The sequence below is a fragment of the Hyunsoonleella ulvae genome (genome assembly GCF_016827605.1).
Lineage (GTDB): Bacteria > Bacteroidota > Bacteroidia > Flavobacteriales > Flavobacteriaceae > Jejuia > Jejuia ulvae.
Genome location: NZ_JAEPJQ010000001.1, coordinates 645,283 through 672,004 on the forward strand (window position 1 = coordinate 645,283; position 26,722 = coordinate 672,004).

Annotated in this window: 30 protein-coding genes and 2 tRNA genes; 15 read left to right on the forward strand and 17 right to left on the reverse strand. The window is 32.8% G+C overall.

Annotation, left to right across the window (positions count from 1 at the left end; translation table 11 throughout):
- Positions 1 to 210 precede the first annotated feature (210 nt).
- From JS605_RS03070 to JS605_RS03085, 4 genes are read right to left on the reverse strand one after another with little or no spacing between them, the layout of a single operon-like run.
- Positions 211 to 1,272: a nucleotidyltransferase domain-containing protein gene (locus JS605_RS03070; RefSeq protein ID WP_203256198.1), complete on the reverse strand. Its 1,062-nt coding sequence runs from the start codon at positions 1,270 to 1,272 to the stop codon at positions 211 to 213.
- On the reverse strand, positions 1,272 to 2,018 hold the full coding sequence (locus JS605_RS03075; RefSeq protein ID WP_203256199.1) for a nucleotidyltransferase domain-containing protein: 747 nt from the start codon (positions 2,016 to 2,018) through the stop codon (positions 1,272 to 1,274). Before JS605_RS03075 ends, JS605_RS03070 begins: the two co-directional genes overlap by 1 nt.
- Positions 1,996 to 2,484 (reverse strand): hypothetical protein, encoded by a 489-nt coding sequence (locus JS605_RS03080; RefSeq protein WP_203256200.1) that lies wholly within the window; start codon positions 2,482 to 2,484, stop codon positions 1,996 to 1,998. Before JS605_RS03080 ends, JS605_RS03075 begins: the two co-directional genes overlap by 23 nt.
- Entirely contained in the window at positions 2,484 to 3,869 is a 1,386-nt protein-coding gene (locus JS605_RS03085) for an RtcB family protein (RefSeq protein WP_203256201.1), read from the reverse strand. Before JS605_RS03085 ends, JS605_RS03080 begins: the two co-directional genes overlap by 1 nt.
- Before the next feature lie 163 nt (positions 3,870 to 4,032).
- Here JS605_RS03085 and JS605_RS03090 point away from each other — a divergent pair, with 163 nt between their 5' ends.
- Positions 4,033 to 5,046 (forward strand): helix-turn-helix transcriptional regulator, encoded by a 1,014-nt coding sequence (locus tag JS605_RS03090; protein ID WP_203256202.1) that lies wholly within the window; start codon positions 4,033 to 4,035, stop codon positions 5,044 to 5,046.
- An 83-nt stretch (positions 5,047 to 5,129) separates the two neighbouring features.
- Here JS605_RS03090 and JS605_RS03095 read toward each other — a convergent pair.
- The 3 genes from JS605_RS03095 to mutS form a co-directional block, all read right to left on the reverse strand.
- Positions 5,130 to 5,214, reverse strand: a tRNA-Leu gene (locus JS605_RS03095).
- A gap of 32 nt (positions 5,215 to 5,246) precedes the next feature.
- Positions 5,247 to 5,318 (reverse strand) — tRNA-Gly (locus JS605_RS03100).
- 117 nt (positions 5,319 to 5,435) lie between these two features.
- Entirely contained in the window at positions 5,436 to 8,048 is a 2,613-nt protein-coding gene (gene mutS, locus JS605_RS03105; RefSeq protein WP_203256203.1) for a DNA mismatch repair protein MutS, read from the reverse strand.
- 178 nt (positions 8,049 to 8,226) lie between these two features.
- Here mutS and JS605_RS03110 point away from each other — a divergent pair, with 178 nt between their 5' ends.
- Genes JS605_RS03110 through JS605_RS03120 form a run of 3 tightly spaced genes read left to right on the forward strand, consistent with a single transcriptional unit; the run spans position 8,227 to position 10,270 of the window.
- A complete protein-coding gene (locus JS605_RS03110) occupies positions 8,227 to 8,757 on the forward strand; it encodes an RNA methyltransferase (protein ID WP_203256204.1) in 531 nt (176 codons plus the stop codon).
- 3 nt (positions 8,758 to 8,760) lie between these two features.
- On the forward strand, positions 8,761 to 9,585 hold the full coding sequence (locus tag JS605_RS03115) for an O-methyltransferase (protein WP_203256205.1): 825 nt from the start codon (positions 8,761 to 8,763) through the stop codon (positions 9,583 to 9,585).
- A 25-nt stretch (positions 9,586 to 9,610) separates the two neighbouring features.
- The gene (locus tag JS605_RS03120) at positions 9,611 to 10,270 is read left to right on the forward strand and encodes a class I SAM-dependent methyltransferase (RefSeq protein WP_317194108.1); all 660 of its coding nucleotides are present in this window, start codon (positions 9,611 to 9,613) and stop codon (positions 10,268 to 10,270) included.
- A gap of 70 nt (positions 10,271 to 10,340) precedes the next feature.
- On the opposite strand, the gene JS605_RS03125 is transcribed toward JS605_RS03120, so the two are convergent.
- Both JS605_RS03125 and folK read right to left on the reverse strand, forming a co-directional pair.
- Entirely contained in the window at positions 10,341 to 11,270 is a 930-nt protein-coding gene (locus JS605_RS03125; protein ID WP_203256206.1) for a hypothetical protein, read from the reverse strand.
- A 114-nt stretch (positions 11,271 to 11,384) separates the two neighbouring features.
- Positions 11,385 to 12,509 (reverse strand): 2-amino-4-hydroxy-6-hydroxymethyldihydropteridine diphosphokinase, encoded by a 1,125-nt coding sequence (gene folK, locus JS605_RS03130; RefSeq protein WP_203256207.1) that lies wholly within the window; start codon positions 12,507 to 12,509, stop codon positions 11,385 to 11,387.
- Positions 12,510 to 12,592: 83 nt separating this feature from the next.
- Here folK and JS605_RS03135 point away from each other — a divergent pair, with 83 nt between their 5' ends.
- The 10 genes from JS605_RS03135 (at position 12,593) to JS605_RS03180 (ending at position 17,978) form a co-directional block, all read left to right on the forward strand.
- Positions 12,593 to 13,003, forward strand: a complete 411-nt coding sequence (locus tag JS605_RS03135; protein ID WP_203256208.1) for a response regulator transcription factor — start codon at positions 12,593 to 12,595, stop codon at positions 13,001 to 13,003.
- Between the two features lie 112 nt (positions 13,004 to 13,115).
- Positions 13,116 to 13,487, forward strand: coding sequence for a VOC family protein (locus JS605_RS03140; RefSeq protein ID WP_203256209.1), 372 nt, complete (start codon positions 13,116 to 13,118; stop codon positions 13,485 to 13,487).
- A gap of 18 nt (positions 13,488 to 13,505) precedes the next feature.
- Positions 13,506 to 13,964, forward strand: a complete 459-nt coding sequence (locus tag JS605_RS03145) for a DUF4199 domain-containing protein (RefSeq protein ID WP_203256210.1) — start codon at positions 13,506 to 13,508, stop codon at positions 13,962 to 13,964.
- A gap of 6 nt (positions 13,965 to 13,970) precedes the next feature.
- The gene (locus JS605_RS03150) at positions 13,971 to 14,429 is read left to right on the forward strand and encodes a DUF1801 domain-containing protein (RefSeq protein WP_203256211.1); all 459 of its coding nucleotides are present in this window, start codon (positions 13,971 to 13,973) and stop codon (positions 14,427 to 14,429) included.
- 81 nt (positions 14,430 to 14,510) lie between these two features.
- The gene (locus JS605_RS03155; RefSeq protein WP_203256212.1) at positions 14,511 to 14,897 is read left to right on the forward strand and encodes a VOC family protein; all 387 of its coding nucleotides are present in this window, start codon (positions 14,511 to 14,513) and stop codon (positions 14,895 to 14,897) included.
- 24 nt (positions 14,898 to 14,921) lie between these two features.
- Positions 14,922 to 15,686, forward strand: coding sequence for a sulfite exporter TauE/SafE family protein (locus JS605_RS03160; protein ID WP_203256213.1), 765 nt, complete (start codon positions 14,922 to 14,924; stop codon positions 15,684 to 15,686).
- A gap of 91 nt (positions 15,687 to 15,777) precedes the next feature.
- Positions 15,778 to 16,254, forward strand: coding sequence for a YtxH domain-containing protein (locus JS605_RS03165; protein WP_203256214.1), 477 nt, complete (start codon positions 15,778 to 15,780; stop codon positions 16,252 to 16,254).
- A gap of 114 nt (positions 16,255 to 16,368) precedes the next feature.
- Entirely contained in the window at positions 16,369 to 16,692 is a 324-nt protein-coding gene (locus JS605_RS03170) for an ArsR/SmtB family transcription factor (protein WP_203256215.1), read from the forward strand.
- 25 nt (positions 16,693 to 16,717) lie between these two features.
- Positions 16,718 to 17,209, forward strand: a complete 492-nt coding sequence (locus JS605_RS03175; protein WP_203256216.1) for a DUF6428 family protein — start codon at positions 16,718 to 16,720, stop codon at positions 17,207 to 17,209.
- A 148-nt stretch (positions 17,210 to 17,357) separates the two neighbouring features.
- Positions 17,358 to 17,978: an arsenate-mycothiol transferase ArsC gene (locus JS605_RS03180; RefSeq protein ID WP_203256217.1), complete on the forward strand. Its 621-nt coding sequence runs from the start codon at positions 17,358 to 17,360 to the stop codon at positions 17,976 to 17,978.
- Between the two features lie 59 nt (positions 17,979 to 18,037).
- Here JS605_RS03180 and JS605_RS03185 read toward each other — a convergent pair whose 3' ends face one another.
- The 7 genes from JS605_RS03185 to JS605_RS03215 all read right to left on the reverse strand — a co-directional run bounded on the left by JS605_RS03185 (position 18,038) and on the right by JS605_RS03215 (position 24,319).
- Positions 18,038 to 18,280, reverse strand: a complete 243-nt coding sequence (locus tag JS605_RS03185; protein ID WP_203256218.1) for a TfoX/Sxy family DNA transformation protein — start codon at positions 18,278 to 18,280, stop codon at positions 18,038 to 18,040.
- Between the two features lie 13 nt (positions 18,281 to 18,293).
- The gene (locus tag JS605_RS03190) at positions 18,294 to 18,671 is read right to left on the reverse strand and encodes a VOC family protein (RefSeq protein ID WP_203256733.1); all 378 of its coding nucleotides are present in this window, start codon (positions 18,669 to 18,671) and stop codon (positions 18,294 to 18,296) included.
- Positions 18,672 to 18,913: 242 nt separating this feature from the next.
- Positions 18,914 to 19,726 carry an AraC family transcriptional regulator gene (locus tag JS605_RS03195; protein WP_203256219.1) on the reverse strand — a complete coding sequence of 271 codons (813 nt, stop codon included), beginning with the start codon at positions 19,724 to 19,726 and terminating at the stop codon, positions 18,914 to 18,916.
- On the reverse strand, positions 19,723 to 20,745 hold the full coding sequence (locus JS605_RS03200) for a carboxypeptidase-like regulatory domain-containing protein (protein WP_203256220.1): 1,023 nt from the start codon (positions 20,743 to 20,745) through the stop codon (positions 19,723 to 19,725). The genes JS605_RS03195 and JS605_RS03200 overlap by 4 nt, the downstream gene beginning before the upstream one ends.
- On the reverse strand, positions 20,735 to 22,564 hold the full coding sequence (locus JS605_RS03205) for a GNAT family N-acyltransferase (protein WP_203256221.1): 1,830 nt from the start codon (positions 22,562 to 22,564) through the stop codon (positions 20,735 to 20,737). Before JS605_RS03205 ends, JS605_RS03200 begins: the two co-directional genes overlap by 11 nt.
- A 23-nt stretch (positions 22,565 to 22,587) precedes the next feature.
- Complete coding sequence (locus JS605_RS03210; RefSeq protein WP_203256222.1) at positions 22,588 to 23,838, reverse strand: aspartate kinase; 1,251 nt, start codon at positions 23,836 to 23,838, stop codon at positions 22,588 to 22,590.
- A gap of 1 nt (position 23,839) precedes the next feature.
- On the reverse strand, positions 23,840 to 24,319 hold the full coding sequence (locus JS605_RS03215) for a GNAT family N-acetyltransferase (RefSeq protein WP_203256223.1): 480 nt from the start codon (positions 24,317 to 24,319) through the stop codon (positions 23,840 to 23,842).
- A 121-nt stretch (positions 24,320 to 24,440) separates the two neighbouring features.
- On the opposite strand from JS605_RS03215, the gene fbp reads away from it, so the two are divergent.
- Positions 24,441 to 25,448 carry a class 1 fructose-bisphosphatase gene (gene fbp, locus JS605_RS03220; RefSeq protein ID WP_203256224.1) on the forward strand — a complete coding sequence of 336 codons (1,008 nt, stop codon included), beginning with the start codon at positions 24,441 to 24,443 and terminating at the stop codon, positions 25,446 to 25,448.
- A 67-nt stretch (positions 25,449 to 25,515) separates the two neighbouring features.
- Here the strand turns inward: fbp and JS605_RS03225 are convergent, their stop codons facing one another.
- Positions 25,516 to 26,721, reverse strand: a complete 1,206-nt coding sequence (locus JS605_RS03225; protein WP_203256225.1) for a T9SS type A sorting domain-containing protein — start codon at positions 26,719 to 26,721, stop codon at positions 25,516 to 25,518.
- Position 26,722: the final 1 nt, after the last annotated feature.

Consider the following 26,722-nt stretch of genomic DNA (forward strand, 5'->3'; position numbering starts at 1 on the left):
CATAAAAAAAGCGCCCAGTTTTACTTGGACGCCTAAAATTTATAATGATTTATGGTCAATAATTGCTGCTAATTACTTCAAAAAACCACATAGCGTCCTAATCGCTCACTATATTCTGAACGAAAAACATAGAGACACGGCTCTATTTGTTGACTTGTATGTAATCTTTGTAATATCATTTGCTTTGCAAATATGAGACTTTTTTTCAAATCAATTCTTTTCTTTATAAAAACGCTCTCTGGTATGAATTAATAAATCGTTTATTTTATCTAAGTCTGGTCTTTCAGGCAAACTAGAAGCAGCATATAACGCTTCTAATTCTAATTTTCGCTGTTCTGCCCAACTCACCAACTCGTCATATTCAAACTTACCATGCTTTACATCTAATAGGAATTCCCTATCCGAACGCCTTACATTAATTATTCTTTCGGAAGCTATCTCCTTTGCCATGTGCAATAGCCTAAACGTATGCATCATGTTTTTGGAATCGTAATTTTTACCATGAGACACGGTTGTTTTATAGCGTTCTTCATTGCGTTTTTCAACCCAATCCCAATATTCCTTGTACTTTTTGCAATATGTTGAATAACCATCTTTGTTAAAGAATAGCATACCTATAGCTTCTTCTCCCTTCGGTATAGAACTTAGAGCAACATCATTGGCTCTTTCATTCTTTATGATGCCTTTATAAGGAATCTCTAAACTATGATATAGATTATTACAATCTTTAAGATGTGAAATATTAGCTATCCCACAATTTTCTTGTTTTATGTTTTTAATTTCCAAGAAAGTGCGCAAAGGCATTGTTTTTCCGCTTTCATACACCAAACAAAAATCTAAAACTGACTTGCGTTCCTTTTCAACTGGGTTTACAATTTTCTTTTCTAAACCTCTTGCTTTTTTGATTTGAGCATAAGCGTAATTAGCGAATGACTTTTCACATTGTTTAGACAAAAAATCATCTAATTTTATGTCATCAAATATCGGGTGCTTGTAAAGTATACATTCATCAGGCACATTCAATAATTCTAAGATATTGGGATTATTTTTTGAACAAAGTTCTATAAACTTTCGTAGTTCGTAATAAACAATATCGTTAGATTCATTATTGATTTGACCAATATAATCCAACCCATAAAATTGTGCTTTAGGAAGAATGAACACACCTCTTATATCTGTATCTGATGTAGGTGTGTCCAATCCATAAGCTCTACTTCCACTTATACATTCAAAAATAATATGCCCTGATGCTTTTAATGCTTCTAGTGTCATTATTTTAGTGTTTTTAAAAACAGCTCATTAAAATCAGCTGGATTAGATTTTCTATTAGCTAATTTATCTTTAACGCTGTTATTTTCATTAACTATATGTTTTACTAAATGTATTAAATCTGCTTCTACAGGGTCATTGCTTTTTTCAACACGTTCACTTTTTAAAGCGATAAGTGCATCTAATTTTGAATGATAGCTATCATCGATTAATGAATACATCTCCCTGAACAACACAGGTGGAATCGTTTCATTTTTATAAATCCAATTAGCACAAAGCGCAGTTCGGATAGCATAAAAGAAACTCTTCAATGTCATTTTTTCTGAGCCCAATGTTTCCTCAAAATTTTTATTCATACTATGAAAATGATAAAATCCAGAAACAGGGTTAAAGTTAGCATTTGCAACTTTTTTTATGGCATTTAAGAAATCATTATCTGCCCGATATACAATTGGCGAAAATAACCATCCTGTGAAAGATGCGTTTGACTTTGCCAAAAGTCGCAATGCTTTGCGGATATCCCAACCTGAACCATCCAAATCATCTTCAGTCATAAATTGTATGGTATCGGTTTGCTCCCAAAGGTTTAAATACCATTCTTCTGAGTATTTGTAAACAAATCGTATATCATAATCGGAATCCGGAGAAGCAAAGCCCCAAGCCCTACTTCCTGATTCAACTGCGAATAAGATTTCTATGTTTTTATTTCGCTCTATTTCTGAGAGCTTATTTAATATTTTTGTTTTCATTTTCTAAATTTTTTACAGACCTTTCAATTATATCTATGAAAGATTTTGCATCATTTTTTCTTTTATAAAAGTGCTTGAAAGTACCGAAATGAATTTTATGAAAAAGCTGTCCGTTTTTAATTTTAACCAACCTTGGGAAATTTTGACCATTACAATCTTCAATCATATGATTGATTAAAATATCATTCTCATAATGATTTTTAACTTCAACAAAAGTTAGTTCTTCAAATTTATCCTTTAGCAAGGAAGAAAAATCGACATTATTATACCTAGCATACATAAAAAATATTTGATTATCATTTTCATGACACAATCTTTTTAGATTTTTTTTGTCCTTTATTTTACTTATCAAATACCGTAAATAAAATATTATTCCAAAGGGAATTAAAACGATAACTCCTATAATTATCAAAGGAATAACAATAGCGATTTTAAAAATATCTGATACAGCTTTAAACAGTTTCATTATCTATTTCTTTTTCGCTTTTTCCAAGGTGCATTTTTCTTCCAATCGCCTGCCATGATGCATCCATAAGGCATCACTTCATCTATTACTTTTCCTAAACCAAATTCTTCCATTTGATGTCGCACAGTTTCTGCATTTTTATAGGCACTTGGTAATTCTGTAATATCAATCTCTTCAGAGAAAAACCTAACATCTAAACCTTGCGTTTCTTCATTAAATATCTCTTGAAACGTTCCCGTTTTACTTTTTCTATGTTGTGTTCTACTCACATTTCTCCCTGCTCCATGTGGTGCAAAACCTAAATTAGAATTTGTTGTTTCTCCTTCAACAATTAAAACTGGTTCAGACATATTTAAAGGAATCAATCTTGGTCCTGTAATATCTGGCATAAACTTTTTATCTAAAGGCGTAGCTCCTTTTGCATGGTAAAACAAATCACCGTCTTTAAATACAAAATTATGCTCGTTCCAAAACCTATTTTCTTTATCAATTCCTAATGTCGACAAAGTGGCATCATGCAACACTTCGTGGTTTTTCTTTGTCCATTTTCTAATAATCTGCAAAGCTTCCCAGTATTGTTTCCCTTCTTCTGTTTCAAAAGGAATCCATGCATTTTGTTTTAAGGTCTCTGGTGATAATTCTCTTCTGAATTTCTCAGCAACTTTCATCCCTTTGGAATATAAGTTAGCTCCAAATCCTCTACTACCATGATGCGTTACCATCATAGTGTTACCTGTCTTTTTAGATTTGCCAACGAATAAAAAGTGATTTCCATCGCCTTGTGTTCCTAAATGAGACCTTGCGGATGAAATACATTTTTGGTCATTTAAAAAATAGTTCGCTTCTATCTCAGCTAACAAATCCATAGGAAATCTAAACTGGTTTTCTCTAGAACGTCCACCTGCACCAAAGTGAGTTATACTATGAGCTGCATCTAAAACATCTTTTGGGTCTGCTTTTCCAAAATCTGTCAACATCACCGAACAACAAATATCTGCGCTGTGCATACCTGGGTGAATTGCGTTTCTAGCTACTACAACGCCCCCGACTGGGATTGTTCCTTTTGAGCCTGTTGGGCAAGCATCTGGCATAATTGCTCCATCAACCAAAGTAGGCGTCTTCATAAGCTCTTCCATAGTTTCAACAACAGAATTCACATTTGTTACTTCTAATTCATTTTCAGCTTTAATGTTAATTGAAAACGGAATGCTTTCTACATGCAAAGCAATAGGGTCAGGAGATTTAAATTGCTCTAGATAGTGACGCAAAGCATCACCTCCTAATTTATTTTCGTTAATATGGTCTAAAGCTTCTTTAAACCATTTCCCTGACTTAAACCCTAAATTGATTAAATCATGTCCTGTTATCTTTTTTGTATTTTCCATATCTTGTTTTCTTTAAGCTCCGTTAGCTTCCCCGTCTAACGGAGCACTACTTTTAAAGTCTTTCAAAAGACTTATTCATGATTCCGATACAAATATTTTATCTATATGCGCAATATTTTTGCGTAGATAAATTTATTCCTTATTTTTCATTAAAATTTCATCTATGGCTTTAAATAAAAATGCACTTATACGCTATAAGACCATTGACAAATGTCTTCAAAACAATTATAGGCAATGGACATTAGATGATTTAATAGAAGCCTGTTCTGATGCCTTATATGAATATGAAGGTAGAGCTATTAATGTTAGTAAGCGAACAGTTCAGTTGGACATTCAAATGATGCGCAGCGATAAATTAGGCTACAATGCACCTATAGTTGTCTATAACAAAAAGTTCTACAAATACGAAGACGAAGATTACTCCCTAACTGATATTCCCTTGAATGAGAATGACATGAATGTGCTTTCTGAAACTGTAGAAATGCTAAAACAGTTTAAAGATTTCTCTTTATTTTCTGAATTAGGGGGTATCATTCAACGCTTGGAAGATAAAGTGTATACGGAAAAGACAGACCAATCCGCTATCATTCATTTGGATAAAAATGAAAAATTAAAAGGTTTAGAGCATTTGGATGTTTTATATCAGGCAATCATCAAAAAAATGGTTTTAAAAATAAAATATCAGTCTTTTAAAGCTAGAGAGGCTTCTGAAATCATATTTCATCCCTACATATTAAAAGAGTTTAATAACCGTTGGTTTCTAATAGGAAGACCCGGAGTTGAAGCTAAAAAAACTATAGTTACTTTTGCTTTAGATAGAATAGTTTCTATTGACTATGATACTTCGATTACTTATAAGAATGATAATTTTAATGGAGATGAATATTACAGAGATGTTATTGGTGTAACAGTTTCTAATACCCGAGCAGAGCGAATTCAGTTTTGGATTGACAAAAAAAATGCGCCTTATGTAATCACTAAACCTTTCCATCGCTCCCAGCGACTAATAAAGAAAACTGAAGATGGTATCATTTTTAATATTTTTGTTCAGATTAACTTTGAGCTTGAACGCTTAATTTTAGGATTTGGCGATTCTATTGAAGTTATTAAACCAAAACGTCTTAGAGATAGAATGAAACAGAAGTTGGAAAAAGCAGCAGGTTTTTACAAAGAATAATCCAAAAAACCATTTAACCGTACAATTATAAAAACAAGAAATCCGCAACTTATTAATTAATAATTAGTTACGGATTTTCTTTGTACTGAAGGCGGGACTTGAACCCGCACGGCCATAATGGCCATTGGATTTTAAGTCCAACGTGTCTACCAATTCCACCACTTCAGCAACTTAATTGGTATATTTTAAGAAAGTATCAGAGCGAAAGACGGGATTTGAACCCGCGACCCTCACCTTGGCAAGGTGATGCTCTACCCCTGAGCTACTTTCGCAGTATATTTATGAACATGCAATCTCTCGATTGCGAACCTACCTGCTCGTTAGGCAGGTGCAAATTTAAACTATTTCTAGAAAAAGCAAAGCCTTTCTGAAAAATAAATGCAACTTTTTTAAGCTTGTTTCTTTTTTACAAGTATTCGCTTAATTTCATTAAGTTTCATAAGTGCTTCTACAGGTGTAAGTGTGTCAATATCGGTATGTAGAATTTCGTCTTTGATGTTTTCAAGCAACGGGTCATCTAAATTAAAGAAACTTAATTGCATATCATCGCTTAGGGTTTTTACCTTATCTGTTAACTCTTCGCTTGAATGTGATTTTTCTAACTTCTCCAAAATTTTATTGGCACGTCTCAACACTTGCTGGGGCATTCCCGCCATTTTTGCTACATGTATACCAAAACTATGTGCGCTTCCACCTTCAACCAATTTTCTTAAAAATAAAACATTGTCTTTGAGCTCTTTTACAGAGACATTGTAATTTTTTATACGCCCAAAGGTTTCACACATTTCGTTAAGTTCGTGATAATGGGTAGCAAAAAGTGTTTTTGGCCTCGCAGGATGTTCGTGCAAATATTCGCTAATGGCCCAAGCAATTGAAATACCATCATAGGTACTGGTACCTCGTCCTATTTCGTCTAAAAGCACCAAACTTCTATCAGATATATTATTTAAAATAGAAGCTGTTTCGTTCATTTCTACCATAAATGTAGATTCCCCCATAGAAATATTATCACTCGCCCCAACTCTGGTAAAAATTTTATCTACCACACCTATTTTAGCTTCTTTTGCTGGTACAAAACTTCCTATTTGTGCCAATAATACAATTAAGGCAGTTTGTCTTAAAATTGCAGACTTACCAGACATGTTTGGTCCAGTAATCATGATAATTTGTTGAGTCGTTCTATCTAGAAACACGTCGTTCGCTATATAGGCTTCTCCAATAGGTAATTGTTTTTCAATAACTGGGTGACGGCCATCTTTGATATCCAAATCAAAAGTATCGTCAATCTTTGGATACACGTAATTATTATCTTTTGCCAATTGTGCAAAACCGCATAAACAATCTAACTGTCCTACTAAGTAAGCATTTTGTTGCACAGCTTTAATGTATTGATGCATCCATGCTATCAACTCTGAGAACAATTGCTGTTCAATCGTCAAAATACGCTCTTCTGCTCCTAAAATTTTAGCTTCATACTCTTTGAGCTCCTCAGTAATATAACGCTCAGCGCTCACTAAGGTTTGCTTTCTAATCCAATCTTCAGGAACCTTATCTTTATGCGTATTTCTTACCTCAATATAATAGCCAAACACATTGTTAGATGCGATTTTAAGTGATGTAATTCCTGTACGCTCACTCTCCCGCTCTAGCATATTGTCCAAGTAATCTTTTCCTGATTTTGACAAATCCCTGAGTTCATCCAATTCTGAAGAAAACCCCGTTGCAATGGTATGTCCTTTTAAAACATTTACAGGTGCTTCTTCGTTAAGTGTTAATTTAATTTTATCCCTTAAAATGTCGCAACTTTGAAGATTATCTCCAATAATTCTTAGAGATTCATTTTTAGAACCTGAAGCCACACTTTTAATAGGCACAATAGCTTCTAACGAATTTTTAAGTTGTATAACCTCTCTTGGGTTTACTTTTCCTGTGGCGGTTTTAGAAATTAAACGTTCTAAATCTCCAATGTGTTTGATATGATTTTGAATCTTTTGGAAGACATCCTCTTGCTTAACCAAAAAATCGACTACCTCGTGGCGTTGTTTAATTTTGTCAATATGCTTTAGTGGTAATGCCAACCAGCGTTTTAACAACCTTCCACCCATGGGAGATATGGTTTTATCAATCACATTTAACAGTGTAACGGCATTATTGTTTGTAGAATTATACAACTCCAAATTTCTGATGGTAAACTTGTCCATCCACACATAATCATCTTCCGCTATACGTGCAATAGATGTAATATGCTGCAATTTATGATGCTGTGTTTCTCCTAAATAGTGTAATATGGATCCCGAAGCTATAATACCTTCGTATAAATCTTCAATACCAAAACCTTTTAGTGTTTTTGTATTGAAATGCTTGGTTAAAGTTTCGTAAGCATAATCGGTTTGATATACCCAGTCTTCTAAATAAAATGTATGAAAGTCATCTCCAAAAGTTTCAAGGAACAATGCCTTTTTTTGTTTAGAAACTAAAACTTCACTAGGATTAAAATTTTGAAGTAGCTTATCAACATACTCTGCATTTCCTTGAGAGGTTAAAAACTCTCCTGTTGAAATATCCAGAAACGACACACCAATATATTTCTTATCAAAATATACTGAGCACAAAAAGTTGTTAGACTTTGATACTAAAACCTCATCATTTAAAGCAACTCCGGGAGTTACTAATTCCGTAACACCACGTTTTACAATTGTTTTAGTTTGCTTTGGGTCCTCTAACTGATCGCAAATAGCAACACGTTCTCCTGCTTTTACCAGCTTTGGCAAATATGTATTAAGCGAATGATGCGGAAATCCTGCCAACTCTGTTTCGCTCTCACTACCCGCACCACGTTTGGTTAAAATAATACCTAAAATACCAGCGGCTTTCACAGCATCACTCCCAAAAGTCTCATAAAAATCACCTACACGAAACAATAATAAAGCATCGGGATATTTAGCTTTAATAGCATTGTATTGTTTCATTAAAGGGGTTTCTTTTTTTGCTTTTTTAGCCAATGGAAAGTTGTTTTTAAGTGTTACTTTTGACAAAATTGTAGCATGCAATGTACTATTAATTTCATGTTTTTTTAAGCTGAAAAACTACAAGTTATCTACAATTAAAGTGAGATTTCAACAATTAATAAAAAGACCTGTTAGGTTTTCGGAACTTGACAAGTCTGAAGTGAAACAAAAAGTGAGGAAACTAAAAAATAGTGAATTAGACAGATTAAGTGTTGACGGCTTTAAATCAGCAAAAAAAGCACCAATCATCATTATTCTTGACAATATCAGGAGCTTGAACAACATCGGTTCAGTATTTAGAACGAGCGATGCCTTTTTAATTGAAAAGATTTATCTCTGCGGTATTACTGCAAAACCGCCCCATAAAGACATCCATAAAACCGCATTGGGAAGTACTGAAACTGTAGACTGGGCATATTTTGAAAGCACATTGGATGTAGTTGAAAAACTAAAAACCGAAAAGGTAAAAATATGTAGTATTGAACAAGCTGAAAATGCCGTCATGCTCAACGATTTTAACGTTGAAAATAACACCAAGTATGCCTTAGTTTTTGGCAACGAAGTAAAAGGCGTTGCTCAAGATGTTGTTAGTGCCAGTGATACTGTAATTGAAATTCCCCAATTTGGCACCAAACATTCTTTAAACATCTCTGTTAGTTGTGGTGTGGTAATTTGGGATTTATTTAGCAAAATGAAAGCATAAAAGATGATTGCAAAAAAAATAAACAAACATAAATTAATACTTAAAAGACGGTTAGAGCAGAAGAAAACTTTAGATGAAATGTCTAAAATTAAAAATGACACACTTCAACTTTTTATACACGTTTTTGCTAGTGTAAAACAGCAAAAATTTACTGATGATGACATAGCAGTATTTAAGAGATGTGAATACTACAGACACTCCCTTTTGAAGGATGATAGAAAAGTGAAATATGATATTTTTGGTTTAAACGAAACTGCATTAGTTTCAGAAATATGTGCCAAAGCTGCATCTAAACCTAAGTGGTGTCAGCTATTATATGAGATAGCAAAAAAATTAGATAATCCATTTGTTTTTGAAATTGGCACTAATTTGGGTATCTCTGGAACATATTTATTGGAGGCTTTAAAAAATAAACAAGGATTTTTCACAACTATGGAAGGCTTACCAAAACTTTGTGAAATAGCTTCAAATCAATTTAGTACAATTACTACTGAAGACAATTTTCAGGTTATTCAAGGACTGTATGACGATACGTTTCCAAAAGTGATGCAACAAGAGCATAAGTACAACCTAATTTTTATTGATGGCAATCATAAAAAGAAACCAACTCTAGAATATTTTTATGCCTTAAAAACGAAAATGCGTACACCTTCAATTTTTGTTTTTGATGATATTTATTGGAGCTCTGAAATGATAGAGGCTTGGACTATCATAAAAAAAGATAGTGATATTAATTTCTCTATTGATTTATACGAGCAAGGTATTGCAATAATTGACAAAGATGAAATTATTAAAAACCAGAACTTTAACTTACACCTCTCCTATTAAGTAAAAATTAAATTGAGCTAAAATTGTGAGTAAAACAACAAAAAAGCCTTGGCCCACCAAAGATGTCATGACTCAAATATATGACAAGCACCTTTGGGGCGGTGACGCACATGACTATTACTCGGGTTTCGGTTCTCATGATAATACTATTGTAAAACCATATTTAGAAGCTGTCATTAATTTTTTAAAATCTTTCACAGAACCTTTAACTGTATGCGATTTGGGCTGTGGTGATTTTAATATTGGTAAGCACCTAGTAGAGTTTACGGAGAAATATATTGCGGTAGATATAGTTGAGCCACTTATTGAAAGAAATAAAACCTTATTTAAATATGACAACTTAGAGTTTCAATGTTTAGATATTTCAAAAGATGAACTACCTTCAGGTGATTGTGCTATATTAAGAAATGTGCTTCAACATCTATCTAATAGTGAAATACAAGACATTGTTAATAAATTAGAAAGTTTTAAATATCTTATTCTTACAGAACACATTCCAAAAGGTAATTTTATACCCAACAAGGATATCATAGCTGGGCAAGGTATTCGCTTAAAACAAAATAGCGGTGTCAATTTAACAAAAGTTCCGTTTAATTTAAGAACCAAAAAAGAGCAACACCTAGTAAACTATTTCTTAGACAAGCCAAACAGTAATATTATAACGTATTTATATCAGTTGTCATAAAAAAAGCTACCTCTTTTCAGGTAGCCTTTTTTATAGTATGTACTTAATACGCTTCTAACTCAAATTCAAATTAGTTTTGAACTCTATCATGCGTAGTATTCGCCCATCTAATCTGTGCTCTGCCGCCTCTAACTCGGTATGCACCATATCTAATTTTTGATTGCGTTCCTCTTTCAGGATCAGGGATATTCCAATTAAAGGCTTCACCTCCAATTATAGCATTACAATAATGTACTTTTTTAGAAGAATCGCTTGGGTCTACTTTAAAACCTACCTCTAACACGAAAGAGGTTATTTCATTTTTATTAACTCTTTTAAGCAGAACTACTTCTCTACCGCTTCCTGAACCACCACGTTCTAAGATGCGTTCGGCATAAATATCAAATGCCACTTGCTTATCAGCATTACTACCTGTACCGTAAACAGGATGTGCTCTATATAAACAAATAGCAGGATCTGGAGATCCACCACCACCAGTATGTTGTCCTTTAGCTTGTGCTATGTAAGAACCATCTTGACTAAAAGAACCTGCATCACCAACTTCAAGAATTCTAAAGTCTCCTGTAAATTTTACAGATGATCCTACATTAGAGTTGGCTATAGGTAACGAGCGCTCCATTCTAGGCTGTAGGGTATTCGCTGCGTCTTGATTATTAGAGCCGTCTGTTATATTGTAAACTCCCCATGTAACGCCATCAATGATACTTTCACTATAATTAGAGTAACAAGTTCTATCATCAATAGTTCCTACATTTACAGGGTTTGGTAAATCGTCCGAAGTTCTGGTAGCATTTGCGCCTTCTGGTGTACAAGTGGTAATTTCTCTTGTATCTTCATCACTTGCTACTAGAGGATCTGGGTCAGGTTCAGGATCAGTATCATCTGGAATAACTATTTCTAGATCATCATTCACAGAATCTCCATCACTGCTGCAAGAAAATAAACTTACACAAATAGAGAAAGCTAATATTAACTGTATTTTTAAATTTACTTTTTTCATAAAACAATACTTTTTTTTCAAATATAATAACCTATTTTTTATTATCTGTCCTGAACAATGCTGTAAACCTTACAATTCGCAGGTTTTTTTATGTCAACTATGACAATTAACCATCTAAAACAATTGTTTTAACACCCACAGATAATCTTCTCTTTGATTCACAAAATCTTTATCAGTAATATCAATAATTTTCACATTTAAGTCGGTTTGGGTTTTTAAAAACTCCAAATATCCTGAATTAATATGCTCCAAATAGTCATTTTCAATATTCTGTTCATACTCGCGTCCGCGTTGTTTTATATTCTCTTGTAACCGTTCTGTGTTCTGATAGAGATACACATAGAGTTCTGGCTTTTTAATGTCTTTATACATTAAATTAAACAGCTTTCTATATAGGGTAAACTCGTCTCCTTTTAGAGTAATTTTAGAAAAAATCAACGATTTAATAACGTAATAGTCGCTAACAATAAAATGCTTAAACAAATCTAGTTGTGATAAATCGTCTGAAATTTGCTGATACCGATCTGCCAAAAACGACATTTCTAAAGGAAATGCGTACCTATTAGCATCTTCATAAAATTTGGGTAAAAAGGGATTATCTGCAAAACGTTCTAATATTAATTTTGCATTAAAATCTTGAGCTATTTTTGTAGCTAAACTTGTTTTCCCTGCGCCTATATTACCCTCTACAGCTATATAATTATATTTAGAAAAGTTGTACTGTCTGCTTGGATTCTTTAACCAAATATTACTGGGCTCCAGCAGAGATTCATCTTCACATTCTTCTAAAAGAACTGATATTTCTTTTCCTAATTTTGGGTGTATTACTTTTGAAGCTATATCATTTAAAGGTAATAATACAAACCTGCGTTTTTGCATTTCTGGATGTGGCACCTGCAGTGTTTTAGTATTAATAACATCATCCTCTGCTAACACAATATCTAAATCGATAGTTCTTGCTTCATAACCCTCTTTTTTACTTCGGGTTCTTCCTAAATTAGTTTCAATCTCCAATAATCTATCTAAAACATTTTGGGGTTTAAAATCGCTTTCTAAAACCAAACAACAGTTTAAAAAATCATCGCCTTCGAAACCAAAAGCTGGCGATTTATAAACTTTAGAAATGAGCTTTATGTTACCTATGTGTTGGTAAATAGCATCTACAGCTAGCTGCAAGTTTTTAAACTTATTGCCTTTGTTACTTCCAAGAGCAATATAAAATGTTTTGGATGTAGTCATGAAGAAGCAAAATACTAAAATCTAAACAGATTTAAGCTATATTGAGCAATGCAATTTTTAAGGAATTTTATTAGTTTTAGTCTATGAAAAAAACCATTATCGTTTTTTCAGGATTAATATTGGCAATAGTACTTTTATTTCAAATTAGTACCTACTCTATCTATGCAGGACATCTTAAAATTGAGTTAGTTATAGTCATTATCGCTGTTCTTTTTTTAATACTTGGAATTTATATTAATAAAAAAAGTCTACATCAATTAAAGCCTGAATTAAAAACAATAGATTATAAAAAAATACAAGAGTTAGAAATTACATCAAGGGAATATGAAGTATTGCAGTCGATTTCAGAAGGGTTATCCAACAAAGAAATAGCTGATAAGTTATTCCTATCAGAAAGCACCATAAAAACCCATGTGTCTAATCTGCTAGTAAAACTAAATGCAAAACGACGAACACAAGCACTACAAATTGCAAAATCCTACCAGATTATTTAAAAATTCATACTTTTAAACTAAGATACTAATGGTTTGGTACTTTAGTATGACCCTTTTTTCTACTGACATTCCTAGTTTTGTTTTTAAATTAATTCATTAAAAAATAAGTAATATGAAATTAGGTGCATTTTCTGTGAGTTTGAGTGTAAAAGACATCCATAAATCCAAAGCATTTTACGAGCATTTGGGTTTTAGTGTTTTTGCTGGAGATATTGAACGCAATTATCTTATCATGAAAAACGGTAATGCTCTTGTAGGGCTATTTCAAGGTATGTTTGAGCAAAACATTTTAACCTTTAATCCTGGTTGGGACGAAAATGCTAATACACTTGAAACCTTTGACGATGTTAGAGACATACAAAAACACTTAAAAAACAACAATATAACATTAGAAAGAGAGGCTGACGGCAACACATCTGGACCTGCTAGCCTTGTTTTAACTGATCCTGATGGTAATACTATTTTAATTGATCAACATGTTTAATAACTAAAATAGAAAAGTATGAAAGCCACAGTTTTAAAATATGGATTATTGGGATGCATTACAGGATTTTTAATTTTTATAGTCCATCTGGCATTTAGTAAGAATATAGACTTCGGAATCCTTGAAATACTAGGTTATATTTCAATTTTTATCTCCCTTTCCTTTATTTACTTTGGAATTAAGCATTATAGAGATAAGGTAAATGATGGTAAAATTTCACTGGGAAAAGCAATAGTTATTGGCTTACTGATTTCTGTTTTAGTAGGTATTGGCATTGGAATAGCCGACTATATTTATACAAAAATCATAAACCCAAACTTTTTTGATGAATATGCAAAAATGTTAATTGCTCAAGGGCGTGAAGATGAATTGATGGAGATGACAAGTTTTATTGCTGCACTATTTATGGTAGCTCTTGTTACCACTATAGGGTTTATTATTTCTTTAATTTCAGGTTTAATACTTCAACGTAAATAGAAACTTATGCAATACGAAGCTACATCTCCTGAAGATTACATTAGTCAGGTCCCAAAAGAAAGACGTGCTACTTTAGAGAAGCTTAGACAGCTTATCAATAAAAACCTCCCTAAGGGATTTGAAGAAGGCATCATTTACAAAATGATAGGCTATTATGTACCACATTCTGTATATCCCGATGGGTATCATTGCGGCCCTAAAACACCATTACCATTTATGAGTTTTGCATCTCAAAAAAACTCCATTAACCTATACCATAGCGGTATTTATGCTAAACAGGAATTGCACGATTGGTTTGTAGACGAATATCCTAAACACTGTAAACGAAAACTAGATATGGGCAAAAGCTGTATTCGTTTTAAATATTTAGATGATATCCCTTTTGATTTGATTGAAGCACTCGTTAAAAAAATGACTTGTGAGGAATGGATTGAAATTTATGAAAGTGCCATAAAGAAAAAATAATATTTACTTAACAACATAAACTTTAGTTGTATATACGAGTAGGTAGGTCTACTGATAAAAATTATAACAATATACTTTAAAATGAAAAAAAGAGTTACTGGAATAGGTGGGTTATTTTTTAAAACCAAAGATCCCAAAGCGGCGAAAGAATGGTATAAGAAGCATCTTGGATTTAACACTGATGATTACGGTTGTACCTTCTGGTGGAAGGATAATGAAGGAAAAAAGTGCTCTACACAATGGAGTCCGTTTCCTGAAGACACCAAATATTACGCACCTTCTAAGAAGGACTTTATGTTTAATTATCGTGTTGAAAACCTAGAGGCATTATTAGACGTATTAAAACAAGAAGGCGTTACAATTGTTGGGGATATGGAAGAGTATGAGTATGGTAAATTTGGTTGGATTTTAGATAATGACGGTAATAAAATTGAGCTTTGGGAACCTATAGATAGTGCTTTTTTGTAATTTAGCATTTATAAGAAACAACTCTTGTCTTACCTAGAAATTCTTCAATCACACGGTTTAACTCAACTACAATGGGTGGCTATTATTCTGGCTGCATTTATTTTAGGTTTTTCTAAATCTGGAATTAAAGGCATTGGCATTGTTATTATATTAATTCTGGCCTTTGTATTTGGAGAAAAAGCGTCTACTGGAATTTTATTACCAATGCTCATCTCTGCCGATATTGTTGCTGTAAGCTACTATAACAGACACACCCAATGGCGGTTTATAAAAAAGCTTATACCTTCTATGATAATTGGGGTTTTAGTTGGAGTTTGGGTAGGAGATATTATCTCTGAAACTGTATTCAAGCGTGTTATGGCTATTATTATCATAGCATCCTTGGGAATCATGCTGTTTTTTGAAAAACAAAACACTAACTCAATTCCTAAAAACAAAGCTTTTTCTAATTCTGCGGGGTTTTTAGCAGGATTTACTACTATGATAGGCAATTTAGCAGGACCTATTTCTAATATCTACTTTTTGGCTATGCGCTTGCCAAAAAATGAGTTTATAGGCACTGGTGCTTGGTTGTTTTTTATCATTAATGTATTTAAACTGCCGTTTCATTTCTTTGTATGGAAAACAGTAACAAAAGAAAGCCTTGTTCTTAATTTAACATTAATTCCAGCAATTTTAATAGGCTTTTTTCTTGGTGCTAAATTGGTAAAGAAAATCTCGAATGTTAATTACAGAAAATTTATAATTATTGTTACGGCCATTGGAGGTATACTAATGTTGTTCCGATAAATAGTAACGATTTTAAACTTTGAAATACAAATACCTTAGTAATAACCTTATTTTTTATTACATTTAAATACTAATCAAAAAAATAAAAATCATGTCAGACGAAAAAAACTTAAGTGACGATTTAAACGATATGCTAGATGATGCCAAAGATGGTGCTAAAAAAGCAGCGGATAAAGCCAGTGAAATGGCAGGCGAAGCCAAGGAAAAAGCGAAAGAATTTGCCAGTGACGCCAAAGAGACTGCTACTGAATTTGCTGAAGATGCTAAAGAAGTATTAAGTGATGGAAAGAACGTGGCAATAATAGCTCACATTACATTTATTGGATGGATAATAGCATTGATTATGAATAGTAGTAATAAAACCGAACTGGGTTCATTTTATATTAGACAAATGCTAGGATTAGTCTTAATATCTTTTGTGGGGAGCTTTATTCCTATTTTAAATATTATACTTTGGATTGTCCTGCTAATATTATGGATTATGAGTTTAGTTGGTGCTTTAGGAGGAGATAAAAAACTTACTCCTGTTTTAGGAGAGCATTTTCAAAATTGGTTCAAAGCACTATAAATATAGATTAAAGTCCATTGATTAAATTTCTTTGGACTTTTTTTAGTCAATTTATTATTGTAATATTGCAATATTACGTTTTATTTATATATTTGTAATTATAATTAGATATTTATGGGAGCATCAAAACTACATATCTATTCAGAAGAGATCAATGAAATGGCTACCATAGCCAAGGTGTTTGCTCATCCAGCACGTATTTCTATTCTACAATATATTAGTAAGCAGGACTCTTGTATCTGTAATGATATTGTAGATGAAATAGGTTTATCTCAACCCACAATTTCACAACATTTAAAGGTAATTAACGAAGCTGGTTTATTAAAGGGAAATTTTGAAGGTAAGAGTATTTGTTACTGTTTAAATGTAGAACGGTTTCAAGAGTTCCAGATGCAACTCAACAACTTTTTTAACACAACAGCATCAAATTGCTGTTAAGGTTTAATGGATAAAAATAATAAAAATGAAAACACAAGATTTATTTTCAATTTTAGAAGCACATAGAGACAAAACACTACTTTTTGAGTATGCTGAAGGTATGTTTGTTGGTGCTAATTATCATATTACTGAAGTAAAGCATGTTACCATAGACTCTGTGGACTGTGGTGCTGGAACTGATAGTTGGAAAGAAACTATAATTCAGCTTTGGGAAAGTCCGCAAGAACATGAAAAAACAGAATATATGTCTGTTTTAAAAGCTTTAGGTATTTTAAATAAAGTAGGGCGCATAAAACCTTTTGTGTTAAATGCCGAAGTTAAGTTTGAATACAGTAACGACACCTTCCATACTGCGCAATTGTTTGTTAACGATTTCGAAATACGCGGCCATAACTTAATTGTTAAATTAGCCGTTAAAAAAACAGACTGTAAAGCAAAAGAGGCTTGTGGTATAAGTGTAGATGAAAAAGAAGCAGTTGGCGAATCGTGTTGTGCCCCAAATAGTGGGTGTTGTTAATAACTCCCATAATATCTCGCAATCTTATTTAAAAAAACTATAGCTTTTATTTTCCTGTATAAAGGAGTCTAAAAGAATTTTAAGCATAAAAAAGATTCCTAACAAAGTTTATCATAAGTGATAGTCTAAATTTAGGAATGATAAAAACATGAAAAACAAATTATTCCAAGATATTTCTAATCTTATTGAAACTTTAGATACAGATTCAATTTCTGAAGAAAGAAAAGTAATTTTAAATCAATTATCAGATTACATTAAAAATAGAATTGTTTCAGGAGAAGCTATTCGTTTAAATTTTATCTGTACACATAATTCGAGACGAAGTCATCTAACGCAAATTTGGGCACAAACTATGGCTACTTATTTTAATATTAGCAATGTGTTTTGTTATTCTGGAGGTACAGAGGCCACTGCAATGTTTCCTAAGGTTGCTGAGACTTTAACAAACCAAGGTTTTAAAATTGGGAAACTTTCAGAGGAAGATAATCCAGTTTATTCCGTTAAATTTTCAGAGACTGCCCATCCAGTAGTGGCATTTTCAAAAAAGTACGATACTGAATTTAATCCAACTTCTGGTTTTGCTGCGATCATGACGTGTTCTTCTGCAGATGAAGGTTGCCCAATGGTGTTTGGCAGCGATGGACGTATTGCACTTACGTATGAAGACCCAAAAAAGTCTGATGGTACACCACAGCAAACAGAAACTTATTTAGAGCGTAGTTTACAAATTGCTACTGAGATGAAGTTTGTGTTTTCTAGTTTGAAGTAAAATTAATATCACATAATATTCAATATAAAAGAGGCCTAAAACTAGACCTCTTTTTTTCATTATAATAATTCTGCTTTCACATCTTCAGGAAGCTTTCTCCAATTTAAATCCATTACCGCACCTTGTAACGAATACAAATAATAACATTTAGGAATGGTTTTATTAGGGTGCATCTCACAAATGTCTATATAGGCTTGTTTAGGAGTTCGTTCAGCTAGATCTGCCAAAGTGAAAATGCCGATATCATTTAAAGTTCTTTCAATTGTTGCTCCTATATTTTTCGCTTTGTGTAATGTTTGCATTGTCTCCATTTTTTCACTCAGGTTTTGTATAAGTTACTAAATCAATGCCCACACCATTGGGATCTATAATGGCAAAATGTCTGTCGCCCCAAGGTTCACTTCTTAATTCAAAAGCTATATCAACACCTTTTTCCTTTATTGTTTTGTAAAACTCGTCTACATTTTCAACTTCAATGGTTATGTAAACACCATTACCATTAAAAGCGGGTTTGAAAATAGGTTGTTGACTTGGGTGATTTGGTTTCAAAAAGCTCAATTCTGCTTGTCCGTTAGGTGTGTGCATCAAAAGGTAAAAATCGTTTTCAAAAGCTACTCCAAAATCCAAAATTTCGGTGTAAAAGGCTTTGGTCTCTTCTAGTTTTTCTGTAATAATTCCTGCATTTAGTTTCATAGTATTTAATTTTTGATGTTCAACTTGACTTTGCGCTATTCCAGTAATTACTGCAAAAGCTAAAATGATAATTCGTTTCATCTGTATATATTTATTGTTTCTTATCGGTTCGATGTAAATCGCCATCAAACATTTTGGTAGGTATTACAAATTGTCATAGTGGCTCATTTCATAGTTCTAATATTTTGTTGATACAAATTTAGAAGCTATGCTAGAGGAAAAATTGTAAAAAACGGACAAGCTTACTTAAACGCTTGCGATGGTGTTACACCGTAAAAGGTTTTAAAATCTTTGATGAAATGTGCTTGATCGTAAAACCCAACATCAAAAAATAGTTTTTGGGCTTTCAAGCTTTGGGAAGATGGTTTCATGTTTAAAAAGTGCTGAAACCGTACTACTTTACCAAATGCTTTTGGTGTTGTGCCGATGTAATAATTGAATACGCGTCTTAGTTGACGAGGACTCAACCCTGTATCCAAGCCATTTTCGGTTTCAATATTTCCAGAGGTTTTGAATATGAGCTGTAGTGCTTTAAAAAATCGATTGTCAAAATCGAATGATTGATTTAAAATATAGGGTGCAACAATGTAATTCAATTTTTTAGCTACAGTTGAAAAAGATTCTGAAGGATTAATACTTGTTTTTAATTGGGTTGCAATCTCAGGAAGAATATCCTTCAACGCTTGGTCTTGATTGCTCAATGTTTTAGCATCAATTTGAAATACTAAAGGAAATATTGATGGTAAAAACCGAATACCAATATAGTTAAACTCTTTTCCGATTGGGAATTCAGTATATTTTCTACAAAAACCCATCACAAAGCTTTCCTTTAGGTTATTATGATTGAAAAAGATATCGATACAACCGTCTGATACCACACGATAAATAAATGAAGATTCCAGTTGCTGCTTGGTTTTTAACTGCCAAAAGCAGTAAATGAAATTTTGCAACTGTTTTTCTGGATGAACTTCTGTGTAGATAATACTGTTGTCTGATAATCCGACACTTGGTTGAATAGGTCTATAATAGTCTTTTATGAACTTAATGGTGTTCATTGTTCAATAATGTCTAACCCATAACCAAAAGGTAATAAATCTCCAACGCGCTGCTCTGCAATTTTACCAGCGAAAATTACCTTATCTGCTTCTGTATAATTACCGTAATAGTCAATTAAAATTGAAGGTGTCTCAAACTTAATACTCGATTTTCCCCAACTCTTAAAAAGAATATTTAAAGGTTGCGATAATGAAACACGTTTTATTTCGGTATTGCCTTTTGGTTCTACATGAAAGTATTTCCATGGATCTACAGGGGTATTTTTAGAATAGATTTGATATTTGTTTTCTTTAAATTTTTGGATATAAAGGGCACGCATAAATTGTAGTTTAGAACCATCATACGCCTTTCTTCTATTTTTGCGTGCTTTTTTCTTATCAAAATCCTCAAAATCTTGGTAATACGAATTACCTAGAAATCCTACTCTTTTCACACTGAAGGCTCCTTGGTTTGGAGTTGGGGGATTAAATTCTAATGTAAAGGAATTTAGATCGTAAGTTAGATTGTATTGTAATGCGTTATTTGTAATACGTAAAGGAGCTTTAGAATGAGCTGTTAATACTCTTTCTTTTTTGTTGTAACGTAGTATAATATCATCCTCGTTTAGAATAGTGCAAGATTTACCAAACCTCGAAAGTCCTAAAAATTCTCTTCTAAAAAATCGAAGCTTTTGCTTTCGTGTTAGTCCGTCATTGGCATTTACAACAACTTCTTCCAAACTTTCGTAGTCTTCTTCTAGTAAAATCATTAAAGTATTACTCGTTCTATAATTAGTAACGACCTGTTTTTTATAACCCAAAAAGGATATAATTAAGGGTGATTTTATAGCATCAGAATATTTTATAGAAAATTTACCATCACTGTTGGTAATTACTCCTAGGGTTGTATTATCAAAATAAACAGTAGCTGTTTCAATTGGGGTTTTGGTTTTGGAATCTAAAACAGTACCTGAAAGCGTCTGGGAATACCCAATTAAATTGGTTAAAATAACTACTAAAAGAAAGAAATTAGCCCTCATTGTTTTCCATAAGCTTTTGTTCTAACTCAGCTTGGAATTCTTCCATTACGGGTCTAACAGTACTCTCAGGTAAATCAGCTATTTTAATGTACATTAATCCGTCCACGGAATTATTAAAGAGTGGATCTACATTAAATGCTACCAATTTTGCATTTTGCTTTATGTATTTCTTTAAGAGAACTGGGAGTCTTAAAGCTCCAGGTTCTATCTCATCGATAAACTTATCAAATTTGTTTAAATCTGCTGCTGTTTCATCAAAAACAAAGTCTTTATCTGCATCCTTTAATTTTACTTTAAACTCCTTTTTAGGACGTACATATTGTGCCAAATAAGGGTCGTAATAGTGTGACTTCATAAACTCAATCATCAAGGATTTTGAGAAGTTTGAGAATTGGTTACTAATGCTTACCCCTCCTATTAAATAGTTATGTTCGGGATAGCGCAAGGTAGTATGGACAATACCTTTCCAAAGTAAAAATAAAGGCATTGGTTTTTGCTGGTACTCTTTAATGATAAAAGCACGCCCCATTTCTATGGACTCACTCATCATTTTATAAAGTTCTGGCTCAAATCTAAATAAATCCTGTAGGTAAAAACCATTTATACCATATCGTGCAAATATTTTAGAACCTAACCCCATTCTGTAGGCTCCTGCTATAATTTTCTTGTCATTATCCCACAAAAACATATGATGGTAATAGTTATCAAAATCATCTAAGTCTATGGCTTCGTTGGTACCTTCTCCCACTTCCCTAAATGTAATTTCCCTTAACCTGCCTATTTCTCTTAGGATGTTGGGGATTTTTTTAGCATCTGCTAAAAACACCTCATAATTTTTACTTTCTAAAAGTCTGGACTTATCCTGCCTCAAGGATTCCACCTCCTCAATCATTATAGTATTATCAACTGGTGTGACTATATTCTTTGGAGGTTTAGGTACTTTTAATGATGATGATATATTATCTAGAATTTTGGATTTATCCTCAAAAGCATTAGACAGCATATAAGTCTTCTTTCTGATGAATTCTGAAAAATCCTCTAATGCAGTATACTCTTTTTGGTCTTTTACCGAAATAGGTTTTCCTATTCTAACTTTTATGGTTCTTCGCTTTTGGGTTAACAACTCCGAAGGTAGTTTTGCTGTTCTAAACGTATCACTTATTTTAGAAAGCTTGTAAAATAATTTGCTGTTTTTTGCGTGAAAATAAATAGGTACAATAGGTACTTCTGCCTTTTTAACCAACTTCATGGCTGCTTCTTCCCAAGGTTTATCTACTACTAATTTTCCATCTTTATAAGTTGAAACCTCACCTGCTGGGAAAATACCTAGTGGGTGACCTTCACGCAAATGCAAAATAGCATTCTTAAAACCTGCTATACTGGATTTTGCATCCTTTCTGTCTTCAAAAGGATTAACAGGCATAATGTAGGGCTTTAACGGCAAAATACGATGCAATAAAAAATTAGCTATTATCTTAAAATCTGCACGTTGCTCTAACATTAATTTTAACAATAAAATTCCATCTATTCCACCCAAAGGATGATTAGAAATAGTAATGTAAGCACCGTCTTTGGGTAAGCGTTTTATATCTTCTTCTGGTATTTCAAACTTAATTTGAAAATCCTCTAAAATAGCATTTAAAAATTCAAGATCGCTTAAATGTTTATTACGCTTGTAGATTTTATTTAGCGTAGAAATTTTAAGTACCTTCATGAGTATCCAACCTATAAAAGTACCTAAAAACCCATACTTATCAAGCTGTATAGCCGTAGCAACTTCTTTTGCTGTTACCAATCCAATATCTTGCTGTTTCCCCATTAGCGTAAAAGTAATAAATAAAACTATTTGGTAACTATTTGTACTGTTTCTTGTGTTAATTGTTTTAATAACAGCGTCTTGCCTTCTTCTAACTTTTTTAAAGCCTCATTATTGTAATGTCTAATGGTATATAAAGCAACGTTTTCATGACAGGTTACTTTAAATTTAGCCTTAAGATGTTGCAATAGTTGCTCTAGGTTATTAAAAATATTATCTATACAAACCGAAAAGCTTATAGCTGAGTTTTGTATCACATCTACTTTCATTTTATAGGTATGCAGTAACTGAAAAATTTCGCTAATGTTGTCTTCAACGATATATGAAAAATCTAAGGAGGATAATGACAATAACACCTGATTCTTTTTCACTATAAAGCATGGTATATTTGGTTGTAAGGCAGTGCCTTTACCTACACGGGTACCTTCTTCTTTTGGATTTAAAAAAGATTTAACATACAACGGGATTTCCTTACGCTGAAGTGGTTGTAAAGTTTTAGGATGAATAACTGAAGCCCCATAAAAGGCTAATTCTATGGCTTCTTCATAAGATATTTGATGCAATAATTGGGCATTATCAAAATATCTAGGGTCAGCATTTAAAACACCTGGAACATCTTTCCAAATTGTTACACTTTTGGCATTAAGGCAATAGGCATAAATTGCTGCAGTGTAATCACTTCCCTCTCTTCCCAATGTGGTTGTAAAATTGTTAGCATCGCTCCCCAGAAAACCTTGGGTAATATTTAAACTACTCTTTTTAAAGTTAGAAGCAATGTTATGCTGTGTCTCCTCCCAATTTACATTAGCGCGTCTGTAGTAACTATCTGTTTTAACCTGCATTCTGGCATCAATCCATTGTGTTTTTATATTAATACTATCCAGATAAGCACTAATAATGGTAGTGGATACTAATTCTCCAAAACAGACAATTTGGTCGTAAACAAAATTATAATTTGGCGATTTATTAGTGCTTAAAATAGCATCAAGCTCTCTAAAAAGCATATTTGTTTTTTTAAAAACGGGATGGGATTCGTTTTCAAATAAGTCCAGTAAAATATTATTGTGAAATTTAATTACCTCTTGTAAAGCACTCTTAAGATGCGTTTTTTTATTAAAGTAATTATATATCACAGCCTCAAGAGCATTAGTAGTTTTACCCATTGCAGAAACTACTACTAGGGTGTTTTTGTAGCCAACGGTTTGCAAGACTGTTGCCATGTTTTTAATACCATTAGCATCTTTTACTGAAGCGCCACCAAACTTAAATACTTGCATGCTATAATTTAGAAATATACTGCTTTATACCTTCTTCGTTTAATTGTACTACATTCCAATCACGCATTACATTAGCGCCATTTTTTTCATAAAACTTAATTGCGGGTTCGTTCCAATCTAAAACCTCCCAATTGATACGTTTAACACCTAATTTATGTCCATATTTAACAACTTCATCTAATAATTTAGACCCTAAACCATATCCCCGCATAGCTTCACTTACTATTAAATCCTCTAGATGAATAGCTCTACCTTTCCACGTAGAATAGCGATTATACACCAAAGCGATACCTTCTATTTTAGCATCGACCTCAGCAACAAAGCAGTGAAATTGGGGTTGCTTACCAAAACCATCACGTTCTAAATCTTCTATAGTAACTTCAACAGCCTCAGGTTCATTTTCAAAAACAGCTAGTTCTTTTATTAGGTTTAATACCTGTGACATATCCTCTTTTTTCGAGTCTCTAATTATCAATTCCATAACTTATCTGTATAGAATTCAAATATAGTTTAAAGTTCATATTTTATTATACTTATAAATTACGAAAACGTTGTAATTCTTGAAATTTTATAGATATTTGTATTACTAAACTCAAACATTTATGTCGCAAAAGAAGCAAACTTTAGGAGAATTTATTATTGAAAACCAGTCATCATTTAAATATTCATCTGGGGAATTATCAAGTCTTTTAAACTCTATTCGTTTAGCAGCCAAGGTAGTTAATCATGAAGTAAACAAAGCAGGATTGGTGGATATTATTGGTGCTGTAGGAGATACAAATATTCAAGGTGAAGATCAACAAAAATTAGATGTTTATGCTAATGATAAATTTATACAAACCCTTACGCGACGTAACATAATTTGTGGCTTGGCTAGCGAAGAAGAAGATGATTTTATTGCCATAAATAGCCAAGATGAAAATCACCAAAACAAATATGTAGTACTTATAGATCCCTTAGATGGCTCTTCTAATATTGATGTAAATGTCTCCGTTGGAACCATTTTCTCAATATACCGCAGAGTAACTCCAATAGGTACACCTGTACAGTTAGAAGACTTTCTACAGAAGGGAAGTGAACAAGTAGCTGCTGGATATGTGGTTTATGGGACCTCTACCATGCTTGTTTATACCACTGGAGACGGTGTTAATGGGTTTACTTTAAACCCTGCAATAGGGTCTTTCTATTTATCTCACCCCGATATGAAGTTCCCAGAAGATGGCACTATTTATTCTGTAAATGAAGGGAATTACCTTGATTTCCCTAAAGGCATAAAAAACTATATAAAATATTGTCAAGCCGAAGAAGGAGAGCGACCATATACATCTAGATATATTGGTTCTTTAGTTTCAGATTTCCATAGAAATATGATCAAAGGTGGCGTGTATTTATATCCTCAAGGTTCCAGAAACCCTAATGGTAAACTTCGATTGCTTTATGAATGTAATCCTATGGCTTTTTTAGCTGAACAAGCTAACGGAAAAGCAAGTGATGGCTTTACCCGAATTATGGATATAGAGCCTACGGAATTACACCAACGCGTCCCTTTTATTTGTGGAAGCATAAATATGGTAGATAAAGTTGAAGAATTTATGCGGGATGCACAATAAAAAAAGCAAATCGATAAAGATTTGCTTTTTAATAATTCCCTAAGAGGAATCTTGTTGAAATAGCAACTTAGTTTTTTACTATTTTAAAGGACGCACTGCCTGTATCAGTTTTTATATTCAAAATATAAATACCTTGATTCAAACTAGTTAAATCTAAAATATTTTTATGCCCTGTGTTTGAATAGACTGTTTTCCCTATTGCATCATATATCTCTGTCTTTGTTATTTTGATATTATTAGGTGTATTTATCACTAACCTATCAGAAAACGGATTTGGATATAGTTTTGTGAGTCTAAATAAACTACTCTCTGTACTAAGGCTCGCATCAATATTAAAACTCGCAGAATCATAAATAGACCAGTCTCCATTTGTATCTTGAACCCTTATATAAAAAATATGATCTCCTTCTGCTAGTCCAGATGAATCGATATTGAGTGTTTGGGTAGATAAAGATGGATTACTAAAAACTACAGAAGTTCCGTTTCCTACACCTGGATCTGTATCAATAAAATACTCGGCTGCACTAATTTCATCAGGAGATACATCAAAATCTTTAATATAAATAACTTGCCTATCATACAAACTCCAATTCCCAGAACTATCTTGGGTTCTTAAATAAAAATTATGAAACCCTTCGGGTAATCCAGTAGTCGCAATAGAGAACGTTTGCGTTAAGGTTCCAGAATTGGTATCCACACTCAATGATGTTCCATTTCCTATACCGGGATCAGTATTAAAAAAATATTCTGCAGCTGTAATTGTATATGCATCAAAATGCTTTACATAGAATACCTCTCTATCGTATAAACTCCAACTATTATCAGTATTTAAGGTTCTAATGTAAAGATTATGAAACCCTTCAGATAATGCATTCGTTGGAATAGTAAATGTTTGCGTTAATTGCCCTGTATTACTATTTACAGTTAAAGCTATTCCGTTTCCTACTCCTGGATCTGTATTAAAAAAATACTCAGCCGCCGTTATATTTGAAGTTAAAAAACTTTTGAGGTAAAAGCTTTTTCTGTCATACAAACTCCAATTGTTATCACTATTGTATGTACGAACATATAAACTGTGAAATCCATCTGAGAGGCCTGTAGTAGGAATGGAAAATGTTTGCGTTAGTTGTCCCGTATTACTATTTATAACTAATGCTGTACCGTTACCAACTCCTGGGTCTGTATTAAAAAAATACTCGGCATTAGTTATGGTTTGCGAAAAGCAAAAGCAAACACTAAATAGTAAAAAGACACTCGATAAAAGTCGTCCCATA

What these genes read in the sequence shown, in the direction of transcription:
- JS605_RS03085 (WP_203256201.1), bottom strand. Translation starts at nt 3,869, where the DNA reads ATGGAAAATACAAAAAAGATAACAGGACATGATTTAATCAATTTAGGG.
- fbp (WP_203256224.1), top strand. Translation starts at nt 24,441, where the DNA reads ATGTCGCAAAAGAAGCAAACTTTAGGAGAATTTATTATTGAAAACCAG.
- JS605_RS03090 (WP_203256202.1), top strand. Translation starts at nt 4,033, where the DNA reads ATGGCTTTAAATAAAAATGCACTTATACGCTATAAGACCATTGACAAA.
- JS605_RS03185 (WP_203256218.1), bottom strand. Translation starts at nt 18,280, where the DNA reads ATGCAAACATTACACAAAGCGAAAAATATAGGAGCAACAATTGAAAGA.
- JS605_RS03215 (WP_203256223.1), bottom strand. Translation starts at nt 24,319, where the DNA reads ATGGAATTGATAATTAGAGACTCGAAAAAAGAGGATATGTCACAGGTA.
- JS605_RS03125 (WP_203256206.1), bottom strand. Translation starts at nt 11,270, where the DNA reads ATGAAAAAAGTAAATTTAAAAATACAGTTAATATTAGCTTTCTCTATT.
- JS605_RS03115 (WP_203256205.1), top strand. Translation starts at nt 8,761, where the DNA reads ATGATTGCAAAAAAAATAAACAAACATAAATTAATACTTAAAAGACGG.
- folK (WP_203256207.1), bottom strand. Translation starts at nt 12,509, where the DNA reads ATGACTACATCCAAAACATTTTATATTGCTCTTGGAAGTAACAAAGGC.
- JS605_RS03145 (WP_203256210.1), top strand. Translation starts at nt 13,506, where the DNA reads ATGAAAGCCACAGTTTTAAAATATGGATTATTGGGATGCATTACAGGA.
- JS605_RS03190 (WP_203256733.1), bottom strand. Translation starts at nt 18,671, where the DNA reads ATGAAACTAAATGCAGGAATTATTACAGAAAAACTAGAAGAGACCAAA.
- JS605_RS03175 (WP_203256216.1), top strand. Translation starts at nt 16,718, where the DNA reads ATGAAAACACAAGATTTATTTTCAATTTTAGAAGCACATAGAGACAAA.
- JS605_RS03180 (WP_203256217.1), top strand. Translation starts at nt 17,358, where the DNA reads ATGAAAAACAAATTATTCCAAGATATTTCTAATCTTATTGAAACTTTA.
- JS605_RS03140 (WP_203256209.1), top strand. Translation starts at nt 13,116, where the DNA reads ATGAAATTAGGTGCATTTTCTGTGAGTTTGAGTGTAAAAGACATCCAT.
- JS605_RS03165 (WP_203256214.1), top strand. Translation starts at nt 15,778, where the DNA reads ATGTCAGACGAAAAAAACTTAAGTGACGATTTAAACGATATGCTAGAT.
- JS605_RS03205 (WP_203256221.1), bottom strand. Translation starts at nt 22,564, where the DNA reads ATGGGGAAACAGCAAGATATTGGATTGGTAACAGCAAAAGAAGTTGCT.
- JS605_RS03155 (WP_203256212.1), top strand. Translation starts at nt 14,511, where the DNA reads ATGAAAAAAAGAGTTACTGGAATAGGTGGGTTATTTTTTAAAACCAAA.
- JS605_RS03210 (WP_203256222.1), bottom strand. Translation starts at nt 23,838, where the DNA reads ATGCAAGTATTTAAGTTTGGTGGCGCTTCAGTAAAAGATGCTAATGGT.
- JS605_RS03170 (WP_203256215.1), top strand. Translation starts at nt 16,369, where the DNA reads ATGGGAGCATCAAAACTACATATCTATTCAGAAGAGATCAATGAAATG.
- JS605_RS03070 (WP_203256198.1), bottom strand. Translation starts at nt 1,272, where the DNA reads ATGACACTAGAAGCATTAAAAGCATCAGGGCATATTATTTTTGAATGT.
- JS605_RS03200 (WP_203256220.1), bottom strand. Translation starts at nt 20,745, where the DNA reads ATGAGGGCTAATTTCTTTCTTTTAGTAGTTATTTTAACCAATTTAATT.
- JS605_RS03225 (WP_203256225.1), bottom strand. Translation starts at nt 26,721, where the DNA reads ATGGGACGACTTTTATCGAGTGTCTTTTTACTATTTAGTGTTTGCTTT.
- JS605_RS03150 (WP_203256211.1), top strand. Translation starts at nt 13,971, where the DNA reads ATGCAATACGAAGCTACATCTCCTGAAGATTACATTAGTCAGGTCCCA.
- JS605_RS03135 (WP_203256208.1), top strand. Translation starts at nt 12,593, where the DNA reads ATGAAAAAAACCATTATCGTTTTTTCAGGATTAATATTGGCAATAGTA.
- JS605_RS03080 (WP_203256200.1), bottom strand. Translation starts at nt 2,484, where the DNA reads ATGAAACTGTTTAAAGCTGTATCAGATATTTTTAAAATCGCTATTGTT.
- JS605_RS03195 (WP_203256219.1), bottom strand. Translation starts at nt 19,726, where the DNA reads ATGAACACCATTAAGTTCATAAAAGACTATTATAGACCTATTCAACCA.
- JS605_RS03075 (WP_203256199.1), bottom strand. Translation starts at nt 2,018, where the DNA reads ATGAAAACAAAAATATTAAATAAGCTCTCAGAAATAGAGCGAAATAAA.